Source organism: Kitasatospora sp. NPDC048286 (assembly GCF_043201735.1).
Taxonomy (GTDB): Bacteria; Actinomycetota; Actinomycetes; order Streptomycetales; family Streptomycetaceae; genus Kitasatospora.
The window spans coordinates 209,261-223,710 of record NZ_JBICZE010000006.1 but is presented as its reverse complement, the minus strand read 5'-3'; the positions used below and the strand labels follow the sequence as shown (position 1 = coordinate 223,710).

Genomic DNA, 14,450 nt, shown 5'->3' with positions numbered 1-14,450 from the left:
TCACGCGCCGCGGACGGCGCTGCCGACGGCCTCGGCCAGGTTGCGGAAGCCGCCCGCGCGGACCTTGGCGGACAGGCCCTTGTGGATCTTCCGGCACCAGAACGGGCCCTCGTAGATGAAGGCGCTGTAGCCCTGGACCAGGTCGGCGCCGTGGACGATCCGCTGCCAGGCGTCCTCGGCGGTCTCGATGCCGCCGACCGAGACCAGGGTCAGCCGGCCCCCGGTGCGGGCGCGCAGCCGCTGGAGCACCTCCAGGGCACGGGCCTTGAGCGGGGCGCCGGACAGGCCGCCCATGCCGATCTCCTCGACCCGCCGGGCGTCGGTGCGCAGGCCCTCGCGGCCGATCGTGGTGTTGGTGGCGATGATGCCGTCCAGGCCCAGCTCCAGGGCGAGGTCGGCGACCGCGTCGACGTCCTCGTCGGCCAGGTCGGGGGCGATCTTGACCAGCAGCGGCACGTGGTGCGGGGTGGTGCGGTCGGCGGCCTCGCGGACGGCGGCGAGCAGCGGCCGCAGGTGGTCCACGGCCTGGAGGTTGCGCAGCCCGGGGGTGTTCGGCGAGCTGACGTTGACCACCAGGTAGTCGGCGTACTTGGCGAGCCGCTCGGTGGACTTCACGTAGTCGGCGACGGCGTCGGCCTCCTCGACCACCTTGGTCTTGCCGATGTTGACGCCGATCACCGGGGTGGAGCTGGTGTGCGGGCGGGCGGCCAGCCGGGCGGCGACCCGGGCCGAGCCCTGGTTGTTGAAGCCCATCCGGTTGATCAGCGCGCGGTCCTCGACCAGGCGGAACAGCCGGGGCGCCGGGTTGCCGGGCTGGGGCTCGCCGGTGATGGTGCCGATCTCGACGTAGTCGAAGCCGAGCATCGACAGGCCGTCGATGCCGACGCCGTTCTTGTCGAAGCCGGCCGCCAGGCCGAACGGGCCGGGCAGGTCCAGGCCGAGGGCGCGGGTGCGCAGGGCGCGGTCCCGCGGGGCGAGCACCAGCCGCACCAGGGTGCGCAGGCCGGGCACCGAGGAGGCCAGGCGGATCCAGAAGAAGGCCAGGTGGTGGGCCTTCTCGGGGTCCATCTTCTTGAAGACCAGATCGAACAGAAGCTTGTACAAGGGTGGTTCAACTCCCGGACCAGAAGCCGTACTCGGGCATGGAAGTGGGGGGCACCCAAAGGCTCCGGTGCCCCCCACTGCGGTGGTGCTACTTGCGGCCGGCGTTGATCAGCTCGGCGTGCTCCTGGAGCGACATCACCCCGACCTCGTCGCGCAGCAGCCGGTCGATGCCCTGGACGGCCGCGCCCATCGCCTGGACGGTGGTCAGGCAGGGCACCGCGCGGGCCACGGCCGCGGTGCGGATCTCGTAGCCGTCGAGGCGCCCGCCGGTGCCGTACGGCGTGTTGATGATGAGGTCGACCTCGCCGGCGTGGATCAGCTGGACGATGGTCCGCTCGCCGTTCGGGCCCTCGCCCTCGCTGTGCTTGCGCACCACGGTGGCGGGGATGCCGCCGCGCTGGAGCACCTCGGCGGTGCCGGCGGTGGCGAGCAGCTCGAAGCCGAGGCCGACCAGCGCGCGGGCCGGGAAGACCAGGTTGCGCTTGTCCCGGTTGGCGACGGAGACGAAGACCTTGCCCTTGGTCGGCAGCGCGCCGTAGGCGCCGGTCTGCGACTTGGCGTAGGCCGTGCCGAAGACCTTGTCGATGCCCATGACCTCACCGGTCGAGCGCATCTCCGGGCCGAGCACGGTGTCCACGCCGCGGCCGTGGACGTCGCGGAAGCGGCTCCACGGCATCACGGCCTCCTTGACCGCGATCGGCGCGTCGGCGGGCAGGGTGCCGCCGTCGCCCTCGGCCGGGAGCAGGCCCTCGGCGCGCAGCTCGGCGATGGTGGCGCCGAGCGAGATTCGGGCGGCGGCCTTGGCCAGCGGTACGGCGGTCGCCTTGGAGGTGAACGGGACGGTCCGGGAGGCGCGCGGGTTGGCCTCCAGGACGTAGAGGATGTCCCCGGCCATGGCGAACTGGATGTTGATCAGGCCGCGGACGCCGACACCGCGGGCGATGGCCTCGGTGGAGGTGCGCAGGCGCTTGATGTCGAAGCCGCCGAGGGTGATCGGGGGCAGCGCGCAGGCGGAGTCGCCGGAGTGGATGCCGGCCTCCTCGATGTGCTCCATGACGCCGCCGAGGTAGAGCTCGGTGCCGTCGTAGAGCGCGTCGACGTCGATCTCCACCGCGTCGTCCAGGAAGCGGTCGATGAGCACCGGGTGCTCGGAGATCAGACCGGCGTGCCGCTCCAGGTACGAGGCCAGCGAGGCCTCGTCGTAGACGATCTCCATGCCGCGGCCGCCGAGCACGTAGGACGGGCGGGCGAGCACGGGGTAGCCGATCTCGTCGGCGATCGCCTTGGCCTCCTGGAAGGAGAAGGCGGTGCCGTGCTTGGGGGCCGGCAGGCCGGCGTCGCTCAGGACGCGGCCGAAGGCGCCGCGCTCCTCGGCGAGGTCGATCGCCTCGGGCTGGGTGCCGACGATCGGCACGCCGTTGTCCTTGAGCGCCTGGGCCAGGCCCAGCGGGGTCTGGCCGCCGAGCTGGACGATCACACCGGCGAGCGGGCCGGCCTGCTGCTCGGCGTGGACGATCTCCAGCACGTCCTCCAGGGTGAGCGGCTCGAAGTAGAGCCGGTCGGAGGTGTCGTAGTCGGTGGAGACGGTCTCCGGGTTGCAGTTGACCATGACGGTCTCGTACCCGGCGTCGGCGAGCGCGAAGGAGGCGTGCACGCAGGAGTAGTCGAACTCGATGCCCTGGCCGATGCGGTTCGGGCCGGAGCCCAGGATGATCACGGCGGGCTTGGTGCGCGGGGCGACCTCGTTCTCCTCGTCGTAGGACGAGTAGAAGTACGGGGTCCTGGCGGCGAACTCGGCGGCGCAGGTGTCGACGGTCTTGAACACCGGGCGGATGCCGAGGGCGTGGCGCACCTCGCGGACGACGTCCGGCTTCAGGCCGCGGATCTCGCCGATCTGCTGGTCGGAGAAGCCGTGCCGCTTGGCGTGGCGCAGCAGCTCGGGGGTGAGCTCGGCGGCCTCGGCGAGCTCGCCGGCGATCTCGTCGAGCAGGAAGAGCTGGTCGACGAACCACGGGTCGATCTTGGTGGCCTCGAACACCTCCTCCGGGGTGGCGCCGGCCCGGATGGCCTCCATGACGGTGTTGATCCGGCCGTCGGTCGGCACGACCGCCTTGGCCAGCAGCTCCGCCTTGTCGCCGAGGGGGCCGGTCCAGGAGAACTGGGAGCCCTTCTTCTCCAGCGAGCGCAGCGCCTTCTGGAGCGCCTCGGGGAAGTTGCGGCCGAGGGCCATGGCCTCGCCGACGGACTTCATGGTGGTGGTCAGCGTGGCGTCGGCGCTCGGGAACTTCTCGAACGCGAACCGCGGCACCTTGACGACGACGTAGTCGAGGCTCGGCTCGAAGGAGGCCGGGGTCTCCTCGGTGATGTCGTTCGGGATCTCGTCCAGGGTGTAGCCGACGGCCAGCTTGGCGGCGATCTTGGCGATCGGGAAGCCGGTGGCCTTGGAGGCGAGCGCCGAGGAGCGGGAGACGCGCGGGTTCATCTCGATGACGATGACCCGGCCGTCCTCGGGGTTGACCGCGAACTGGATGTTGCAGCCGCCGGTGTCGACGCCGACCTCGCGGATGACGGCGATGCCGATGTCGCGCAGGATCTGGTACTCGCGGTCGGTGAGCGTCATCGCCGGGGCGACGGTGATCGAGTCACCGGTGTGCACGCCCATCGGGTCGAAGTTCTCGATGGAGCAGACGACCACGACGTTGTCGTTCTTGTCGCGCATCAGCTCCAGCTCGTACTCCTTCCAGCCGAGGATGGACTCCTCCAGGAGCACCTCGGTGGTCGGCGAGAGGGTCAGGCCCTGGCCGGCGATGCGGCGCAGGTCCTCCTCGTTGTGGGCGAAGCCGGAGCCGGCGCCGCCCATGGTGAAGGAGGGCCGCACGACGACCGGGTAGCCGCCGAGCGTGTCGACGCCGGCCAGCACCTCGTCCATGGTGTGGCAGATGACCGAGCGGGCGGACTCGCCGTGGCCGATCTTGGCGTTGACGGCCTCGACGACGCCCTTGAAGAGGTCGCGGTCCTCGCCCTTGTTGATCGCCTCGACGTCGGCGCCGATCAGCTCGACGCCGTACTTCTCCAGCGTGCCGGCGCCGTGCAGCGAGATCGCGGTGTTGAGCGCGGTCTGGCCGCCCAGGGTCGGCAGCAGCGCGTCGGGGCGCTCCTTGGCGATGATCTTCTCGACGAACTCCGGGGTGATCGGCTCGACGTAGGTGGCGTCGGCGATCTCCGGGTCGGTCATGATCGTGGCCGGGTTGGAGTTGACCAGGATGACCCGCAGGCCCTCGGCCTTGAGGACCCGGCAGGCCTGCGTACCCGAGTAGTCGAACTCGGCGGCCTGGCCGATCACGATCGGGCCGGAGCCGATCACCAGGACGGACTTGATGTCGGTGCGCTTAGGCACGCTGGGCCTCCATGAGCTTCACGAAACGGTCGAAGAGGTAGGCCGCGTCGTGCGGGCCGGCAGCAGCTTCGGGGTGGTACTGCACGCTGAAGGCGGGGACGTCGAGCGCCTGGAGGCCCTCGACCACGTCGTCGTTGAGGCAGACGTGGGAGACCTCGACCCGCCCGTAGGGCGTGTCGCTCACCGTGTCCAGCGGGGCGTTCACGGCGAAGCCGTGGTTGTGGGCGGTCACCTCGACCTTGCCGGTGGTGCGGTCCTGCACCGGCTGGTTGATGCCGCGGTGGCCGTACTTGAGCTTGTAGGTGCCGAAGCCCAGGGCGCGGCCGAGGATCTGGTTGCCGAAGCAGATGCCGAAGAACGGCGTCCGGCGCTCCAGCACGCCCTGCGCGACGGCGACCTGGTGGTCGGCGGTGGCCGGGTCGCCCGGGCCGTTGGAGAAGAACACGCCGTCCGGCTGGACCGCGTAGAGGTCCTCCAGGGTGGAGTTGGCCGGCAGCACGTGCACCTCGATGCCGCGCTCGGCCATCCGGTGCGGGGTCATCCCCTTGATGCCGAGGTCCAGCGCGGCGACGGTGAAGCGCTTCTCGCCGATCGCGGGGACGACGTACGCCTCGGTGGTGGCCACCTCGGCGCACAGGTCGGCGCCCTTCATCTCGGGCGACTCCTGCACCCGGGTGAGCAGGGCGGCCGGGTCGGCCAGCGCCTCGCCGGAGAAGATGCCGCAGCGCATCGCGCCGCGCTCGCGCAGGTGGCGGGTCAGCGCGCGGGTGTCGATGCCGCTGATGCCGACGACGCCCTGGGCGACCAGTTCCTCGTCGAGCGAGCGGCGGGAGCGCCAGTTGGAGGCGACCCGGGCGGGATCGCGCACGACGTAACCGGCGACCCAGATCTGCTTGGACTCGTCGTCCTCGTCGTTCCAGCCGGTGTTGCCGATCTGCGGGGCGGTCATCACGACCACCTGGCGGTGGTACGACGGGTCGGTGAGGGTCTCCTGGTAACCGGACATGCCGGTGTTGAAGACCGCCTCGCCGAAGGTCTCGCCGATGGCGCCGTAGGCCTGGCCGCGGAAGGTCCGGCCGTCCTCCAGGACGAGCACGGCAGGCACTCGTTCCCGCCGTTGGCGCTGCGTGGTGGGGGCAGGTGCGGTCATTGCGCGGCCTCTTCCGTCTTCGTCTTCGTACGTGTTGCGAGCTGAGCGATCGCCTCGACCCAGGCGGCGTGCTCATCGGGGTGGTCGGCCCGGAAGCCGGAGTCCAGCTCAATGGTGCCCATGGGGGTCCCCCCGGCCGAAGGCTGGGGGAGCGCCCAGGTGACGACGAGCAGCCCGGAGGGGACGACCTTGCCGGCGATGCCGGAGTCCGTGCGGGCACCGGTCAGGTGCTCGGCCGGGATCCAGAAGTCGACGTCACCGGGGCGCTGCACCAGCAGGCCGTCCTCGCCGAGGGTGAGGTCGGCGCGGCTGCGGGTGCCCAGGCCGTGGGCGACGACCCGGTCGAGCCAGTTCCCGGCGGTGGTCGTGCCGTGGTACCGGCCGCTGGTCTCCAGGATGGTGCGCCCGGCGCGGGAAGGCACGGCCGGCAGCGGCGGCATGCCGGACTGCAGGGTGCGCCGCCAGTTCCAGCCCTGGCGCATCAGCCAGTAGACGAGGCCGATCACGATCAGCAGCCCGACGGACCAGCCGATGTAGCCGGGCCAGTCGGTGACCTTCGCCTGCTCCTGGGCGAGCGCGGCGTGGTCCATCACCGGGTGCCGTCCTGCTCGGCGAGCTCCCCGGCCAGCACCGTGGCGCGGCCCCGCAGGAAGGTGGCGTGCACCCGTCCGGGCAGGTCAAGGCCCTTGTAGGGGGTGTTACGGCTACGGGTGGCGAAGCTGTCCGGGTTCACGGCTCCACGGTACGCGGGATCGAACAGGACCAGGTTGGCAGGCTCACCCACCGAGACCGGCCGGCCCTGGCCGGTGAGACGGCCGATCCGGGCCGGGCGGTGCGACATCCGGTCCGCGACGCCCTCCCAGTTCAGCAGGCCGGTGTCGACCATGGTCTGCTGCACGACCGACAGCGCGGTCTCCAGGCCGACCATGCCCATCGCGGCCACGGCCCACTCGCAGTCCTTGTCCTCGTCCGGGTGCGGCGCGTGGTCGGTGGCGACGGCGTCGATGGTGCCGTCGGCCAGCGCCGCGCGCAGCGCCCGGACGTCCTCGGCGGTGCGCAGCGGCGGGTTCACCTTGTACACCGGGTCGTAGGTGCGGACCAGCTCGTCGGTGAGCAGCAGGTGGTGCGGGGTCACCTCGGCGGTGACGTCCCAGCCCTTGGACTTGGCCCAGCGGACGATCTCGACCGAGCCGGCCGTGGAGAGGTGGCAGACGTGCAGCCGGGAGCCGACGTGTGCGGCGAGCAGCACGTCGCGGGCGATGATCGACTCCTCGGCGACGGCCGGCCAGCCGCCGAGCCCGAGCTCGCCGGAGACCTGGCCCTCGTTCATCTGGGCGCCCTCGGTGAGCCGGGGCTCCTGGGCGTGCTGGGCGACGACGCCGTCGAAGGCCTTGACGTACTCCAGGGCGCGGCGCATCAGCACCGCGTCGTCCACGCACTTGCCGTCGTCGGAGAAGACCCGGACGTTGGCGGCGGACTCGTGCATCGCGCCGAGCTCGGCGAGCTTCTTGCCCTCCAGGCCGACGGTGACGGCGCCGACCGGCTGGACGTCGCAGTAGCCGGCCTCCTGGCCGAGCCGCCAGACCTGCTCGACCACGCCGGCGGTGTCGGCCACCGGGGTGGTGTTGGCCATCGCGTGGACGGCGGTGAAGCCGCCCATCGCGGCGGCCTGGGTGCCGGTGAGCACGGTCTCGGCGTCCTCGCGGCCGGGCTCGCGCAGGTGGGTGTGCAGGTCGACCAGGCCGGGCAGGGCGATCAGGCCGGTGGCGTCGATCTCGATGTCGGCCTCGACCGTCAGGCCGGTGCCGATCGCCTTGATCACGCCGTCGGCGAGGTGGAGGTCCTGCGGGTCGCCGCCCAGGATCTTGGCGTTGCGGATCAGGTAGCTCGTCACTGGGAGGTCTCCACGGAGTCGGTGCGGGAGGAGTCGGTGGGGGTGGGGGTGTCGGCGAAGACGGCGCCGCCGAGGAGCAGGTAGAGGACGGCCATCCGGACGGAGACGCCGTTGGCGACCTGCTCGATGGCGGTGCAGCGCGGCGAGTCGGCGACCTCGGCGGTGATCTCCATGCCGCGGACCATCGGGCCGGGGTGCATCACGATCGCCCGGTCCGGCAGCTGGGCCATCCGGCGGCCGTTCATGCCGTAGCGGCGGCTGTACTCGCGCTCGGTCGGGAAGAACGCGGCGTTCATCCGCTCGCGCTGCACCCGCAGCATCATCAGCGCGTCCGTCTTGGGCAGCACGGCGTCCAGGTCGTAGCTGATCTCGCAGGGCCAGTTCTCGACCCCGATCGGCAGCAGCGTCGGCGGGGCGACGAAGGTGACCTGCGCGCCCAGCGTGTTCAGCAGGTGGACGTTGGAGCGGGCGACCCGGCTGTGCAGGACGTCGCCGACGATGGTCACCCGGCGCCCCGCGAGGTCGTTTCCGCTGCCGGGGTTGAGGTGGCGGCGCATGGTGAAGGCGTCGAGCAGCGCCTGGGTGGGGTGCTCGTGGGTGCCGTCACCGGCGTTGATCACGCTGCCGTGCAGCCAGTCGGACTGGGCCAGGCGGGCCGGCGCGCCGGAGGCGTGGTGGCGGATGACCACCGCGTCGGCGCCCATCGCCTGGAGGGTCAGCGCGGTGTCCTTGAGGCTCTCGCCCTTGGAGACCGAGGAGCCCTTGGCGGAGAAGTTGATGACGTCGGCCGACAGGCGCTTCTCGGCGACCTCGAAGGAGGTCTTCGTCCGGGTGGAGTCCTCGAAGAAGAGGTTGACGACGGTGCGGCCGCGCAGCGTGGGCAGCTTCTTGACGGCCCGGCCGGAGAGCTGGGCCAGCTCCTCGGCGGTGTCCAGGATCAGCAGCGCGTCGTCGCGGCTGAGATCGGCGGCGGAGACGAGGTGGCGCTTCACGCGGGTCACTCCGGGAGGTGCGGTTCGGAAGGCTGGGAGGCCAGGGCCTGCGAGGAGCGGACGGCGAAGTCGCGGTCGCCGACCAGGACGGCGTCCACGCCGTCGCTGTCGGACAGGCGCACCTGCACGGCCTCGCGCAGCGAGGTGGGGAGGTTCTTGCCCACGTAGTCGGCGCGGATCGGCAGCTCGCGGTGGCCCCGGTCGACCAGGACGGCGAGCTGGACGGCGCGCGGGCGGCCGATGTCGTTCAGCGCGTCGAGCGCGGCGCGGATGGTGCGGCCGGAGAAGAGCACGTCGTCGACGAGGATGACGAGCTTGCCGTCGATGCCACCGGGCGGGATCTCGGTGTGCTCCAGGGCGCGGGCGGGCTTCAGCCGCAGGTCGTCCCGGTACATGGTGATGTCCAGGGTGCCCAGCGGGATGTCGCGCCCGGTGATCTGGGCCAGCCGGCCGTGCAGGCGGCGGGCGAGGTGGACGCCCCTGGTGTGGATGCCGAGCAGCACGACGTCCTCCGCGCCCTTGGCGCGCTCGACGATCTCGTGCGCTATCCGGGTGACGACCCGGGCGATGTCCGCGCCGTCCAGCACCTGGTGCGGCGGCCGGGACGTCGGTTCATTGTGTGTGGTCATGCCGAAGCGGACCTCCTTCCCCGCCTCACGGGACGGGTCTTAAAGGATGTCTGGGATGGCCCCCGCCGACCGGGCGTGGGCTTCGGGTCATCCTACCAGCGCGCCGGATCGCAAACAGAAGTCCATCATTCCGCTTCCCGGGGTTAACACTCCGGACGCGCCGACGATGCGGGCCATTCGCACGACTGCCCCATTCGGCTTGACGCATCTACCTTACTCTACGTAACCTCACAGTGAGTTACGAGACGGACGTCGGACCCACCGGTAACGACGTCGGCAATCGCCCGTGACCCACCACTGAACGCGAAGCAATCTCGTCCGGGGAGATCAATGTCCAGCGACTACGCGAAGCAACTCGGAGGCAAGCTCCGAGCGATCCGCACCCAGCAGGGGCTCTCCCTGCACGGTGTCGAGGAGAAGTCCCAGGGGCGATGGAAGGCAGTCGTCGTCGGCTCGTACGAGCGTGGTGACCGTGCGGTCACCGTGCAGCGACTGGCCGAACTGGCGGAGTTCTACGGCGTCCCGGTGCAGGAGCTGCTGCCCGGCGGCACCCCCGGCGGCGCGGCCGAGCCGCCGCCGCGGCTGGTCCTGGACCTGGAGAGACTGACCCAGGTCCCCTCCGAGAAGGCCGGCCCGCTGCAGCGCTACGCGGCGACCATCCAGAGCCAGCGCGGCGACTACAACGGCAAGGTGCTGTCGATCCGCCAGGACGACCTGCGCACCCTGGCCGTCATCTACGACCAGTCCCCGTCGATCCTCACCGAGCAGCTGATCTCCTGGGGCGTGCTGAACCCCGACGCGCGCCGTGCGGTGCGCGAGGAGGACGCGAGCTGAGGCTCACCGCACCGGCTCCCGCCAGCGGATCCAGGGACAACCCAGCACTCGCTTCCGTAGTGCTGGCAAGCAGAAACGTCACGGCGCGGCTCCCCGGTTCGGGGGCCGCGCCGCGGTGTGGTCACACCGCGGCGGCGCGGCGCGGGCGTCAGCAGACCGTGCCCAGGCTGTAACCGGGCTGCGCGGCCACGCCGTCCAGCCGGACCGGCCGGTCGGCCGGCGCCCACTCCTGGCCGCCGCTCGACCAGGCCCAGGAGGCCGGCAGGTACTCCCCGCAGGTGGCCGCCGAGCCCTGTGAGCCGTGCAGCACCGCGACGCCCGGCAGCTCCAGGGCCAGCCCGGTGCAGAGCACCGCGCAGACCAGCTCCAGGTCCTCGTCGTTGATCCGGACCACGCCGTCCTCCCACTGGAGCACCCGCGCCGCGGCGGTCAGCGTCCCGCCGGGCGCGTCCACCCGCAGGCGCAGCTCGTACACGCCGGCGCCCGCGCCGACCAGCATCCGCCGGAACACCTCGCCCCCGCGCTGGTAGGCGGCGCGCACCCAGGCGGCGTGCTCCTCGTCGGGCGCGCCCGCGCCCCCGTACAGGCCCCCGTCGAGCAGCAGGTCGGCGTGGCAGAGCGTCAGCCCGTTCTCCCGGGCCCGCACCAGGCGCGGCACGAAGTCCCCGGCCAGCTCCTCGCCCTGGTAGGACAGCAGTTGGGTCTGCAGGGCCGGGTTGACCAGGTAGCGGTCACGGGCGGCGGGCTCGGCCGGGTCCAGCCCGTGCAGCACGCAGAACTCCTCGAAGTCCTGCGGGTGGAACATCCGGGCCCGGACGGTGTCGAACCGCTCCAGCGCCTCGGCCAGCAGGTCGGCGGTGTCGGCCAGGTAGCGCTCGTGGTCGGGGGCGTCCGAGATCCCCCAGGCGCGGGCCCGGGCGAAGTCCGCGGCGTTGGTGAGCACCCCGATGACGAACGCCTGCTCGGCTCCCTCGGCCGGCCGCGGCCGGTGCGGAGCCCGCACCACGGGCCGCGAGCCGCCGGAGGTGCAGTCGGAGTTACGGCGGGCGCGCCCCTTTTGGCTCATCGATGGCTCCTGGCTTCGGCGGTCGGGTGAAGTTGACGGTCGGCGACGAGCTCGCCGCTGACCGTCTTCCTCCCCATCCGCGCGCGCCGCACACGTACGGCGTGTCACAGGAATGTAACCACCGGTAATACGGACCCTCCGGGGCCTCGGGTCAGGCCGGCCGGGGCGCCCGGGCCAGCTGGCGGGACTGGGCGACCAGCCGGCCGGACTCGTCCCAGACCTCCGCGTCCTCCTCGAAGTAGCCGCCGGCCAGGTTGCGGGTCGCGTGGGTGACCCGAAGCCAGCCGGGCACGGGCTTGGCGCGCAGGTGGACGGTCAGCTCGATGGTGGGGGCCCAGCCCGGCATGCCGAGGTCGAAGGTGACCGGCGGCAGCGCGTCGGCGACCAGCAGGAGCAGCAGCGGGTCGGGCTCGCGCCCGTCGGCGAGCCGGAACCAGCCCTGGATCCGCCCGTTGCCGGAGGGCTGCCCGAGCGCCCAGCCGACGGTGGCCGGGTCCAGCCGCAGGTCGAACCGCTCCAGCAGGGCGGCCTGGGCGATCAGCTCCTTGGGCGCGTGTTCGAGGCCGATGCACTGGTCCGGCGGCGGCAGCTGCGGCGGCTGCGCGCTGGTGCGCACCTCGCCGTCGGCGGCGGCGAGGTCGCCGTGGCTGGCCACCACGCGCAGCCGCTCGACGCCGTCCTGGCTGAGCGAGGCGGTGCCGGTGGACAGGCCGCGGCCGGTGCGCAGCACCTCGGTGCGGACGGTGGCCGGGCCGGGGGTGGAGGCGGACAGGTAGTAACCGCTGATCGACACCGGGTCCGGATGCGCCTCGTGCTCCAGCGACAGCGCGTGTCCGGCCACGGCGAGCAGCAGTCCGCCGTTCACCCCACCGCCGATCTGCCAGCCGGCGCCGAGCTCGGCGTCGTAGCGGCCGGCCTCCTCGGGGTGCCTGGTCAGGGCGATGCCCTGGTCGAACTCGCTGCGGGTCGCCGTGGTCATGTGGCGGGACCTGCCCTTCACGCGTGGTTCCGGACGTCAAGTTACTGACAAGTAGGTCCACAGCCTACGCCGACCGGGTGAAACGCGGAACGGCCGCCGGACACCTGTTCGGGTCCGGCGGCCGTTCACGGGACGCCTGTTACCGGCGGATGCCCGGCTTCAGCTCCAGGAAGCGGGCGAGCATGCCGTTGACGAAGGCCGGGGAGTCGTCCGTGGAGAACTCCTTGGCGATCTCGACGGACTCGTCCAGGACGACCGCGTCCGGGACGCCGTCCTCCCAGATCAGCTCGTACGCACCGAGCCGCAGGACGTTGCGGTCCACGATCGGCATCCGGTCGAGGGTCCAGCCCACGGCGTACTGCTCGATCAGGTCGTCGATACGGCGGGCGTGCTGGACGTACCCCTCGATGAGCTCCATGGTGTACTCACCCACCTGCGGGGTGCCCTCGTCGGGCCTGGGCTCGCGGGCGCGGGCCACCCAGTCGGCGAGGACCTGCTGCGGGTCGACCCCGCGGTGGTCGGCCTCGAAGAGGATCTGGAAGGCCCTGGTGCGGGCCTTGCTGCGTGCGGCCGACACGGACTTACTTCACCCGGCCGAGGTAGCTGCCGTCGCGGGTGTCGACCTTGATCTTCTCGCCGGTGGTGACGAAGAGCGGCACCTGGATCTGGGCACCGGTCTCCAGGGTGGCCGGCTTGGTGCCACCGGTGGAGCGGTCGCCCTGGACGCCCGGCTCGGTCTCGGCGATGGTCAGCTCGACGGCGGCCGGGAGCTCGATGTACAGGACCGAGCCCTCGTTCTGCGCGACGAGGGCCTCGAAGCCCTCCAGCAGGTACTTGGCGGCGTCGCCGACGACCGACGGCTCGATGGTCAGCTGGTCGTAGGTGTCCATGTCCATGAACACGAAGTTCTCGCCGTCCTTGTACGAGAACTGCATGCCACGCTTGTCGACGTTGGCGGTCTCGACCTTGGTGCCCGCGTTGAAGGTCTTGTCGACGACCTTGCCCGTCAGGACCTCCTTGAGCTTGGTACGCACGAAGGCCGGGCCCTTGCCGGGCTTGACGTGCTGGAACTCGACGACGGACCAGAGCTTGCCGCCCTCCAGCTTGAGGACCATGCCGTTCTTGAGATCGTTCGTGGAAGCCACGGGCGCACTTACTCCTGGATATAGCTGTCAAGGAACCAAGGGGTGCGTCCTGCCGCCCACGGCCCGGGGGCCGCGGTCACAGGGCGAGGAGCTCCTTGGTGGTGATGGTGAGCAGCTCGGGCCCGCCCTCTTCGAGGGGGCGCACGACGAGCGTGTCCTCGATCCGGACCCCGCCCTTGCCCGGGAGGTGGACCCCTGGGCCGACGGTGACCGGTACGCGGCTGTCCAGTTTACCCATGTCCGCCGGACCGAGTCGCGGGGCCTCCCGGATCTCCAGCCCGATGCCGTGGCCCACCGGGTGCGGGGAGGCCTCGGTGTGGCCGGCCGCCTCCAGGACCTGCCGGGCCGCCCGGTCGGGTACGCACTGCTCCACCCCTGGTCCGAGAGCCTCCCGCCCGGCCCGCTGGGCCCGGAAGACCAGCCGGTGCAGCTCCACCTGCCAGGGCGCGGGAGCGGCGCCGATCACGAAGGTACGGGCGGTGGAGACGCCGTAGCCGCGGTACTGGGCGCCCATCACCACGGTCAGGAAGTCGCCCTCCTCCACCCGGCGGTCGGTCGGCTGGTGGGCGGCCTGGCCGGAGTGGCTGCCGGTGCCGACCGAGACCGGGAAGGCCGCCCGGTCGGCGCCGTGGTCGATCATCCGGCGCTCCAGCTCCATCGCCAGGTGCCGCTCGGTGCGGCCGACCAGGATCGACTCCAGCAGCTCGCCGAGCGCCTGGTCGGCGATCTCGGCGGCGATCCGCAGGTCGGCGATCTCGTGCTCGTCCTTGACCACCCGCAGCCGCTCCACGGTCTGGCCGAGGTCCACCAGCCGTGCCCCCTCGGTCAGGCCGCCGACCGCCCGGTGCCGGCTGACGGTCAGGTCGTGCTCCTCCACCGCCAGACCCGCCACCCCCGAGCGCATGGCGACCGACGCGGCGGCCAGCGCGGTGTCCGACCCGGCCGCCACCGGCAGCCGGGTGACGTCCGGGGCGATCAGGTGCTCGCCGGTGTCGTCCGGCGGCAGGTCGTCCGGCAGTGCGAGCAGGGCCCGCTCTCTGGTCAGCAGCAGACTCGCCCCGCAGGGCGCGCAGCCCGTCAGGTACCGCACGTTCGCCGCACGGGTGATCAGCGCCGCGTCGGCCCCGGCCGCACTGCAGTGCTCCCTCACCCGCTCCCGCCGCCCCGCGTACGCATCCGCCATGCGTCGAGCCTACGAACCCCCGGCCCGAACCGCCCGCCGAGCGCCCCCGACAGAACCCCCGGTGCCCCTTGCGCGCC

At 71.8% G+C, this 14,450-nt stretch carries 13 protein-coding genes; 1 reads left to right on the top strand and 12 read right to left on the bottom strand.

Translation table 11 applies throughout. The features are described 5' to 3' along the window. From ACGF13_RS16495 to pyrR, 7 genes are all read right to left on the bottom strand, one after another. Complete coding sequence (locus ACGF13_RS16495) at positions 1-1,104, bottom strand: quinone-dependent dihydroorotate dehydrogenase (RefSeq protein ID WP_392874801.1); 1,104 nt, start codon at positions 1,102-1,104, stop codon at positions 1-3. An 88-nt stretch (positions 1,105-1,192) separates the two neighbouring features. Further along, the gene (gene carB, locus ACGF13_RS16490) at positions 1,193-4,501 is read right to left on the bottom strand and encodes a carbamoyl-phosphate synthase large subunit (RefSeq protein ID WP_392874798.1); all 3,309 of its coding nucleotides are present in this window, start codon (positions 4,499-4,501) and stop codon (positions 1,193-1,195) included. Next, positions 4,494-5,651, bottom strand: a complete 1,158-nt coding sequence (carA, locus tag ACGF13_RS16485; RefSeq protein WP_392874794.1) for a glutamine-hydrolyzing carbamoyl-phosphate synthase small subunit — start codon at positions 5,649-5,651, stop codon at positions 4,494-4,496. Before carA ends, carB begins: the two co-directional genes overlap by 8 nt. Continuing rightward, positions 5,648-6,241, bottom strand: coding sequence for a hypothetical protein (locus tag ACGF13_RS16480; RefSeq protein ID WP_392875777.1), 594 nt, complete (start codon positions 6,239-6,241; stop codon positions 5,648-5,650). Before ACGF13_RS16480 ends, carA begins: the two co-directional genes overlap by 4 nt. Further along, entirely contained in the window at positions 6,241-7,545 is a 1,305-nt protein-coding gene (locus tag ACGF13_RS16475; RefSeq protein WP_392874791.1) for a dihydroorotase, read from the bottom strand. Before ACGF13_RS16475 ends, ACGF13_RS16480 begins: the two co-directional genes overlap by 1 nt. Beyond that, positions 7,542-8,537 carry an aspartate carbamoyltransferase catalytic subunit gene (locus ACGF13_RS16470; protein ID WP_392874788.1) on the bottom strand — a complete coding sequence of 332 codons (996 nt, stop codon included), beginning with the start codon at positions 8,535-8,537 and terminating at the stop codon, positions 7,542-7,544. Before ACGF13_RS16470 ends, ACGF13_RS16475 begins: the two co-directional genes overlap by 4 nt. A gap of 5 nt (positions 8,538-8,542) precedes the next feature. Next, the gene (gene pyrR, locus ACGF13_RS16465; RefSeq protein ID WP_392874786.1) at positions 8,543-9,166 is read right to left on the bottom strand and encodes a bifunctional pyr operon transcriptional regulator/uracil phosphoribosyltransferase PyrR; all 624 of its coding nucleotides are present in this window, start codon (positions 9,164-9,166) and stop codon (positions 8,543-8,545) included. 330 nt (positions 9,167-9,496) lie between these two features. On the opposite strand from pyrR, the gene ACGF13_RS16460 reads away from it, so the two are divergent. Next, positions 9,497-10,000 (top strand): transcriptional regulator, encoded by a 504-nt coding sequence (locus ACGF13_RS16460; RefSeq protein ID WP_030056198.1) that lies wholly within the window; start codon positions 9,497-9,499, stop codon positions 9,998-10,000. 148 nt (positions 10,001-10,148) lie between these two features. Here the strand turns inward: ACGF13_RS16460 and ACGF13_RS16455 are convergent, their stop codons facing one another. The 5 genes from ACGF13_RS16455 to ACGF13_RS16435 all read right to left on the bottom strand — a co-directional run bounded on the left by ACGF13_RS16455 (position 10,149) and on the right by ACGF13_RS16435 (position 14,373). Next, a complete protein-coding gene (locus ACGF13_RS16455; protein WP_392874783.1) occupies positions 10,149-11,066 on the bottom strand; it encodes a hypothetical protein in 918 nt (305 codons plus the stop codon). A gap of 151 nt (positions 11,067-11,217) precedes the next feature. Further along, positions 11,218-12,045, bottom strand: coding sequence for a thioesterase family protein (locus ACGF13_RS16450; protein WP_392874781.1), 828 nt, complete (start codon positions 12,043-12,045; stop codon positions 11,218-11,220). 139 nt (positions 12,046-12,184) lie between these two features. Continuing rightward, a complete protein-coding gene (nusB, locus tag ACGF13_RS16445) occupies positions 12,185-12,622 on the bottom strand; it encodes a transcription antitermination factor NusB (protein ID WP_392874779.1) in 438 nt (145 codons plus the stop codon). 4 nt (positions 12,623-12,626) lie between these two features. Beyond that, positions 12,627-13,190 carry an elongation factor P gene (efp, locus tag ACGF13_RS16440; RefSeq protein WP_392874776.1) on the bottom strand — a complete coding sequence of 188 codons (564 nt, stop codon included), beginning with the start codon at positions 13,188-13,190 and terminating at the stop codon, positions 12,627-12,629. 76 nt (positions 13,191-13,266) lie between these two features. Next, positions 13,267-14,373, bottom strand: coding sequence for a M24 family metallopeptidase (locus ACGF13_RS16435; protein WP_392874773.1), 1,107 nt, complete (start codon positions 14,371-14,373; stop codon positions 13,267-13,269). Positions 14,374-14,450 lie beyond the last annotated feature (77 nt).

Bases quoted from the DNA above. Each gene is read 5' to 3' on its own strand.
- carA (WP_392874794.1), bottom strand. From the start codon at position 5,651: ATGACCGCACCTGCCCCCACCACGCAGCGCCAACGGCGGGAACGAGTG.
- ACGF13_RS16480 (WP_392875777.1), bottom strand. From the start codon at position 6,241: ATGGACCACGCCGCGCTCGCCCAGGAGCAGGCGAAGGTCACCGACTGG.
- pyrR (WP_392874786.1), bottom strand. From the start codon at position 9,166: ATGACCACACACAATGAACCGACGTCCCGGCCGCCGCACCAGGTGCTG.
- ACGF13_RS16460 (WP_030056198.1), top strand. From the start codon at position 9,497: ATGTCCAGCGACTACGCGAAGCAACTCGGAGGCAAGCTCCGAGCGATC.
- ACGF13_RS16455 (WP_392874783.1), bottom strand. From the start codon at position 11,066: ATGAGCCAAAAGGGGCGCGCCCGCCGTAACTCCGACTGCACCTCCGGC.
- ACGF13_RS16450 (WP_392874781.1), bottom strand. From the start codon at position 12,045: ATGACCACGGCGACCCGCAGCGAGTTCGACCAGGGCATCGCCCTGACC.
- ACGF13_RS16435 (WP_392874773.1), bottom strand. From the start codon at position 14,373: ATGGCGGATGCGTACGCGGGGCGGCGGGAGCGGGTGAGGGAGCACTGC.